The organism is Rhizobium freirei PRF 81 (assembly GCF_000359745.1).
GTDB lineage: Bacteria > Pseudomonadota > Alphaproteobacteria > Rhizobiales > Rhizobiaceae > Rhizobium > Rhizobium freirei.
The window spans coordinates 286,373-292,389 of sequence record NZ_AQHN01000011.1 but is presented as its reverse complement, the minus strand read 5'-3'; the positions used below and the strand labels follow the sequence as shown (position 1 = coordinate 292,389).

Genomic DNA, 6,017 nt, shown 5'->3' with positions numbered 1-6,017 from the left:
TCGAGGCCAGGGAGAACGTCTTTGTTCGCCTCTTCTCGGCCCTGAAAATCAAGGCATCCCTTCATGTCGCCATCATGCGGCATGGGCCGGCCAAGGAAATAAGCGGTGGCAATATCCTTGAAGCCAACAAGCCATCAACGGCGGATGAGTGGTGCGATCACTATGGCGTCGATGTTATCGATGGCGTCGCAACACTCTTTAAGGCTGTTGACGATGATTATTCGACCAGTCGCGCACGCCAGAAAGATATTTCCTATGCGCCGGGTCAGATTCCAGTCGCTCCGGATTGGGATGGTGGCCTGGAAGAATGCGGCGGTGGTCTTCACGCCTCTCCGCATCCGAGGATGGCGCTGGAATTCAATATCGGTGCAAAGAAATTCGTGGGATGCCCTGTCAAGCTCGAAGATATCTCCGTTCATCCCAATGGCAGTATGCCTCAGAAGGTGAAGTTCCGTGGATGCTGCTCTCCGTGCTTCGAAGTTGATCGCAATGGCAAGCCGTCGCCAGTCGCGATCGAACAGGCTGCGGAGTAACGCCAATGTCTGCGAAGCGAGACATCTTTGTTTTCGGCAGCAATTTAGCTGGAAGGCACGGCGGCGGTGCGGCCAGGTTCGCTCTTGATAACCATGGTGCCGTCTATGGCCAGGGCATCGGACTGCAGGGAAATTCCTACGGCATTCCCACTAAGGATTTCTATATCGAGACTCTACCGCTCGATATCATTGAAGATCATGTGTGCTCATTCAAGGCCTTCGCCCGTCAGCATGACGAACTAACCTTCTATGTGACGCCGATCGGCTGCGGGCTCGCCGGATATAAACGCCCACAGATCCGCCCGATGTTTGCAGACATGCCCAGCAACTGCCGGTTTGCCGAAACATGGGACGAAGCCGACTAAGCGGCATCGAAAAACCTTCTATTTCAACAGGAGTGAGCCGTTATGGCGAAGATCATCGACCGTCCGGGTTCCGAAAAAGTCTTGGGCAGCAAATACAACAGCATCATGGAGCGCATTGTCCAGCAGCGAGCCAATGGCGAAAAGATGTATGACGGCGGCAAGATCACCGGACCGGGCGTTTGGGCTCGTGTTCCGATGTCCGTTTATCATTCGGATTGCTGTGATGGTCCGTCTATCTCTTCCAGTGGTCTTCGCCAGCTTACGCCCCCCAATGGCTGCCCCCTGCAATATTGGGACCAGAGCTATCTAAATCCTAACCGCGCTCCGGAAGAGACGAAAGAGCATTTCAATCTAGGTCGGGCAGTTCACACGCTTCTACTTTCCGAAGACGGCTTTCGTAACGAGTACGTCATTCGACCGACCGAGTGGAAGGATTGGCGCACAAAGGATTCTCAGGAATGGAAATCTGCACAGATGGACGCTGGCAAGACAGTCCTCGTACCTGACGACATCATCAATATCCAAGGCATGGCAGAGCGTATCTCGGGAGATCAGACATTCGTTGATCTGCTACGCGGCCGCATCGAGCGCTCTATCATCTGGAAAGATGAAAAGACTGGCGTCTGGTTGAAATCTCGCCCGGATTCGATTCCTGCCGATGGCTTCATAGCCGACCTAAAAACCACCTCAGATGCTAGCGAGATCGGGTGCCAACGTTCCACCATCGGCTACGGCTATCACATGCAGCTCGCCCTAGCATGTATGGGTCTGGGGATATTGACGAAGAAGCGAGTCACTGATCACGTCTTGCTCTTCATCGAGACGAAGCGCCCGTGGGCCTACAACATCAAACCGATCGATCCGCAATTAATTGATCTCGGGATGCGCCAGCTTCGTGCCGCAATCAACGTCTTCGCCGAATGCATCGGCTCGGGCGTCTGGCCAACCTATTATGGAAGCGGCGTCACTCTTTCCTCTCCTGATTGGTTCGACAAGCAGATCGAACGTGAACCGTCCATCCCCTCGGAGGCCGCGTGATGAACCAGATTGCAACAATCCAAAAGCGTTCGCTCGTAGATTCCATGGCTGCCAAATACGACATGGAGCCAACCGCATTCGTTAATGCCATCAAGGCTACCGTGATTAAGGGCGAGTGCTCAAATGAGCAGTTTGCCGCCTTCCTGATGGTCGCCAAAGAATATGACCTCAACCCACTGACTAAGGAAATCTACGCTTTCCCGGATCGTGGCGGCATTACACCTATAGTTTCAATCGATGGTTGGATGAACCTGATTAACTCCCACCCGCAGTTCGACGGTATGGAGTTTGTCGACACGAACGGGGCTGATGGCAAACTGCATTCGGTCGAATGCAAGATGTACCGCAAAGATCGTCAGCGCCCCACGACTGTCATTGAATACATGTCCGAATGCTTCCGCCAGACTGACCCTTGGAAGAAATGGCCAAACAGGATGCTTCGCCACAAAGCGGCCATCCAGTGCGCCCGTTATGCCTTCGGTTTCTCCGGCATCATGGAGCCGGATGAATACGAACGCATGAAGGATGTTACTCCTGCTAAGCCAGTAACCCTTCAGGATCGTCTTCAGGCAGCTCGTGAAGCTGCGCAGGAGCCCGATGGCGAGCGTGAAGGCTTTGACGCCTCATTCGTCCAGTCCGAGACCGAAAGCGCTCTCAACGGCGAAATCCTGACTGACAATCCCAATTCCGGCCCGACGCCATCCGAGCCGGATACAGCGGACAGCGGTGCCCTTTCCGCTTCCGCAGCGTCCGACGATGCGCCCTCCTCTCCGTCGTCGGACGCTCCCCTTTCTGATGCCGATCTTCGCAAGCACCTTATGGAATTTGCGCTGAAGGCATTCACCACCCTCGCCGACCGCGATCTGGATGCGGCCGTCAAATCCGACATCATCGAAGAAATGACCGCCAGCTACAAGGCCGATGTCATCCACAAGTCGCAATGGGCGAAAATGTCTTCCGTCACTGTCGCCTTCAAGGCGGTATTTGCCGGCAAGCGGACGATTGATGAAGCTCGCAGCTATGTCGCAATCGACGTTCTGGATTGCTCAACTGCTGAGCTGGGCGGTGCGGCATGAGCCCAACCCTTTCCTCTCTTCGTCTCTCCTGGCTGTCTTGGATATGGAGGCGCACATATGGCTGAGAACTCCGCAATCTCTTGGACCCGTCATACTTGGAACCCTTGGATGGGATGCACCAAGGTCAGTCCTGCATGCGACGGATGCTATGCCGAAGCGCTGATGGACAAGCGCTATCGGAAGGTTCAGTGGGGGAATGCGCCCCGCGTACGGACCAGCGTCCACACATGGAACGATCCGTTCCGCTGGCAGGGTCAGGCCGAGAAGGAAGGCGACCGACCGTTCATCTTCTGCGCCAGCCTTGCCGACATCTTCGATAATCAAGTCAATCCGCAGTGGCGCGCCGATGCTTTCGAGGTGATGCGCAAGACGCCGCGCCTCGTCTATCTCCTGCTGACCAAGCGCCCGCAGAACATCATCGAGCTTGCAGACAAGGCCGGAGGCTTGCCGAGCAATGCCGCGATCGGAACGACGATCGAGGACCAAAAGCGGGCCGACATCAACGTTCCCGCATTGCTCGATGCGAAGGCCGCTATCAATCCAGAGTTTGCCTTCCTGTCCTGTGAACCTCTGCTGGGCCCGATCGACCTGACCGCCCTGCGCGAATTCAATCCGGCGGCGAAGCCTTGGATCAATGCATTATCTGGGGCAGTGACCAGCGGAGGCGTGCCTCGTAGCCGATCCGAGTGCGGCATCAATGTGTCGACGAGTTGGACGTCTCCAACGATCGATTGGGTGATCACGGGTGGCGAAACTGATCAAGGTGGCCACAAGGCGCGTCCGACCCATCCGACATGGTTCCGATCTCTGCGTGACCAGTGCGCACGATATCGCGTTCCATTCCACCACAAGCAGAATGGCGAATGGTTACCCACGCAGGCGAACGATGGTGAGTGGCCGACCGACACCGTCGGCTTCTGCCGCATCAACACCTTTGGCGATCGAGTAGACGACGGCTGGCCGATGCAGAAAGTCGGAAAGAAGTTCGCTGGCCGCGTGCTCGACGGCGTAACGCATGATGCCTTTCCGGAGGTATCCGCATGAGCGCCTTCCGTATAGCAAACACCAATTTCGCACCGACGCCGAAGGCAAAGCCGTCGAAATCGAAGGACTATATTGCCTTCATTCACGACTGCCCAAGCGTGATCTCTGGCAAGTATCCTGTTCAGGCAGCTCACCTATCGGAAGCCGATACCTACTATCTCCACTATGGGCGGGGAAAGGGCACCAAGGCTCCGGATCGTTGGGTACTTCCGCTCACAGCCGAGGAACATCGTGCCAGCCATGATTACCCCGGCGGCGAAATGGCCTTCTGGTCTGATCACGGGATCAACCCACACGAGCTAGCAACGATCATTTGGGGCGCGTTCTGCGAGCGCGGAACCGACGCTCTCCCTTGGGTCGTTGCAAAAATCAACTCTGGCTTGGCGATGGCCGGCCGTCTTCGCGAGAGGATCGAACAGTGAGCGCCGATCGCGTGACCATAACCGACAAGGGAAAGTTGGATGAGATCGTTGCCACCAAGGGCGCTCATCTCGAACGTCTCGGCAAGCATAGTTGGTTCATCAGCTTCGATCACGCCGACGGTTCATCGACTGCGATCTGGTTTGAGTCCAAGGATCTCGTCTCCCCGATGATCGAAAAGCGTGCGCCGCTCTCCAAGGAAGCCGACCATGATCACGAATAACTCTGAAACAAGGTTTTATGCCGACATAAACAATATCCGTGAAGACGAAGATTGGGTGCAGGTTACAATCAGCGGCGAAGGTGCCGGAAAGCTCACGGAAAGCCAGATCGAGAGAGCCTTTACATCCCTACCAGGAGAGCCGGTGGCGTGGACGACGCGCGAGCAATTGCAGAAAGTAAAGGACAACCCCGGCGCAAATATTATTATGTGGGGCGAGCCACTTCCGTACCATCCAGATATCCCCCTCTACGCCGTAGCAGCGCCGCAGCCGGTGAGCGTCAAGGCAGATACTCGCACATTGGCTGTAGAGATTGTTGACGGCATACTAGGCTACACAATCGAGCATTCGAGCGACCCAGACCGCCAACGCGCCTTTTATGATCTGACGGAGGCCCGCATCCGCCCCTCTCTCGGCTCTCCTGTAGAGAGAGGGACGGAGAAGGATTACGAGCGCTGGGCGAAAGAGTGGCATCACACAGTCGAAATCATGTGCACGATGTTGGGCATATCTGGGTCCGGATCTCCTGACGAAATCCTAGCTGACGCACAAATTGCACTTTCCGCCACGTCAACGTGTCATACTTGCGACGGAACTGGGAAAGAAGGTCGTCATTCAATCTGCCGTGATTGCGATGATTTGACCGCCGCCCCATCCCCCTCCACAGAGATAGAGGCGCTGCGGGTGGAAATCCTAACACAGCCGTTCTGCGTTCTCTTCCTTGACGGTCGTAACGAGCATGGCGCTCATGTTCTTCCGAGCTTCCCGCGCAGCTTCGATATCGTAGAAGATGATGTCAGTGAGCAGGCTGATGCGATTTTGTTGGAAGCTGAGCGCCTTGGGTTTATTGCTGGGCAAGATCACGTCTGGGTCAACTTCCATTTTATTCCAGCTCAGATTGGGGATGAAGGTCGCGTCGAATTAGCCAGCTATTGGGATTTCGCCTGCATCAACATTGAAATGAGCAAAGCCATCAACGCTCCTCTCCGCGCCGCCCTCCAGCAGCAGGGGGAAGGCAAGTAATGGAAATCGAGATCAAAGGAAAAATCCCCCAAGATCCGCGCGAGCGTGTTCTGGCGATCGAGGCAGTAGCCCAAGCCATCTGCCAGAATGTGAATGCTGATCCAGCCGATTGCATCATGATGCTGCTGACCGCTGCGGTTCACATCCAGTCGAAATATTCGAAGGATTCGGCCAAGGACAACATCACCGTTCTGGCTGGTTGCCTTGGGCATGCGACCGTTGCGGCGGAAGGTTTCTTCAAGCTTCGACCGGTTTCAGCCACCCTCCGGGCCAAGCTTGCCCAAGAGGAGGCGTAGG

Annotated in this window: 9 protein-coding genes; all 9 read left to right on the top strand. The window is 55.7% G+C overall.

The window, feature by feature from the left end; genetic code table 11:
- Nucleotides 1-533, top strand: a 533-nt coding sequence (locus tag RHSP_RS05425) for a hypothetical protein (protein ID WP_037149743.1), incomplete at its 5' end; no start/stop codon positions are given.
- A gap of 5 nt (nucleotides 534-538) precedes the next feature.
- Complete coding sequence (locus RHSP_RS05420; protein WP_004110174.1) at nucleotides 539-898, top strand: A1S_2505 family phage non-structural protein; 360 nt, start codon at nucleotides 539-541, stop codon at nucleotides 896-898.
- Between the two features lie 42 nt (nucleotides 899-940).
- The gene (locus RHSP_RS05415; protein ID WP_004110173.1) at nucleotides 941-1,936 is read left to right on the top strand and encodes a PD-(D/E)XK nuclease-like domain-containing protein; all 996 of its coding nucleotides are present in this window, start codon (nucleotides 941-943) and stop codon (nucleotides 1,934-1,936) included.
- A complete protein-coding gene (locus RHSP_RS05410; RefSeq protein ID WP_004110172.1) occupies nucleotides 1,936-3,012 on the top strand; it encodes a recombinase RecT in 1,077 nt (358 codons plus the stop codon). The genes RHSP_RS05415 and RHSP_RS05410 overlap by 1 nt, the downstream gene beginning before the upstream one ends.
- 57 nt (nucleotides 3,013-3,069) lie before the next feature.
- Nucleotides 3,070-4,056, top strand: a complete 987-nt coding sequence (locus RHSP_RS05405) for a DUF5131 family protein (protein ID WP_004110170.1) — start codon at nucleotides 3,070-3,072, stop codon at nucleotides 4,054-4,056.
- On the top strand, nucleotides 4,053-4,478 hold the full coding sequence (locus RHSP_RS05400) for a DUF968 domain-containing protein (RefSeq protein WP_004110168.1): 426 nt from the start codon (nucleotides 4,053-4,055) through the stop codon (nucleotides 4,476-4,478). The genes RHSP_RS05405 and RHSP_RS05400 overlap by 4 nt, the downstream gene beginning before the upstream one ends.
- On the top strand, nucleotides 4,475-4,699 hold the full coding sequence (locus RHSP_RS05395; protein WP_004110165.1) for a hypothetical protein: 225 nt from the start codon (nucleotides 4,475-4,477) through the stop codon (nucleotides 4,697-4,699). The genes RHSP_RS05400 and RHSP_RS05395 overlap by 4 nt, the downstream gene beginning before the upstream one ends.
- Nucleotides 4,686-5,720 (top strand): hypothetical protein, encoded by a 1,035-nt coding sequence (locus tag RHSP_RS05390; RefSeq protein WP_004110162.1) that lies wholly within the window; start codon nucleotides 4,686-4,688, stop codon nucleotides 5,718-5,720. Before RHSP_RS05395 ends, RHSP_RS05390 begins: the two co-directional genes overlap by 14 nt.
- Nucleotides 5,720-6,016, top strand: a complete 297-nt coding sequence (locus tag RHSP_RS05385; protein WP_004110160.1) for a hypothetical protein — start codon at nucleotides 5,720-5,722, stop codon at nucleotides 6,014-6,016. Before RHSP_RS05390 ends, RHSP_RS05385 begins: the two co-directional genes overlap by 1 nt.
- Nucleotide 6,017: the final 1 nt, after the last annotated feature.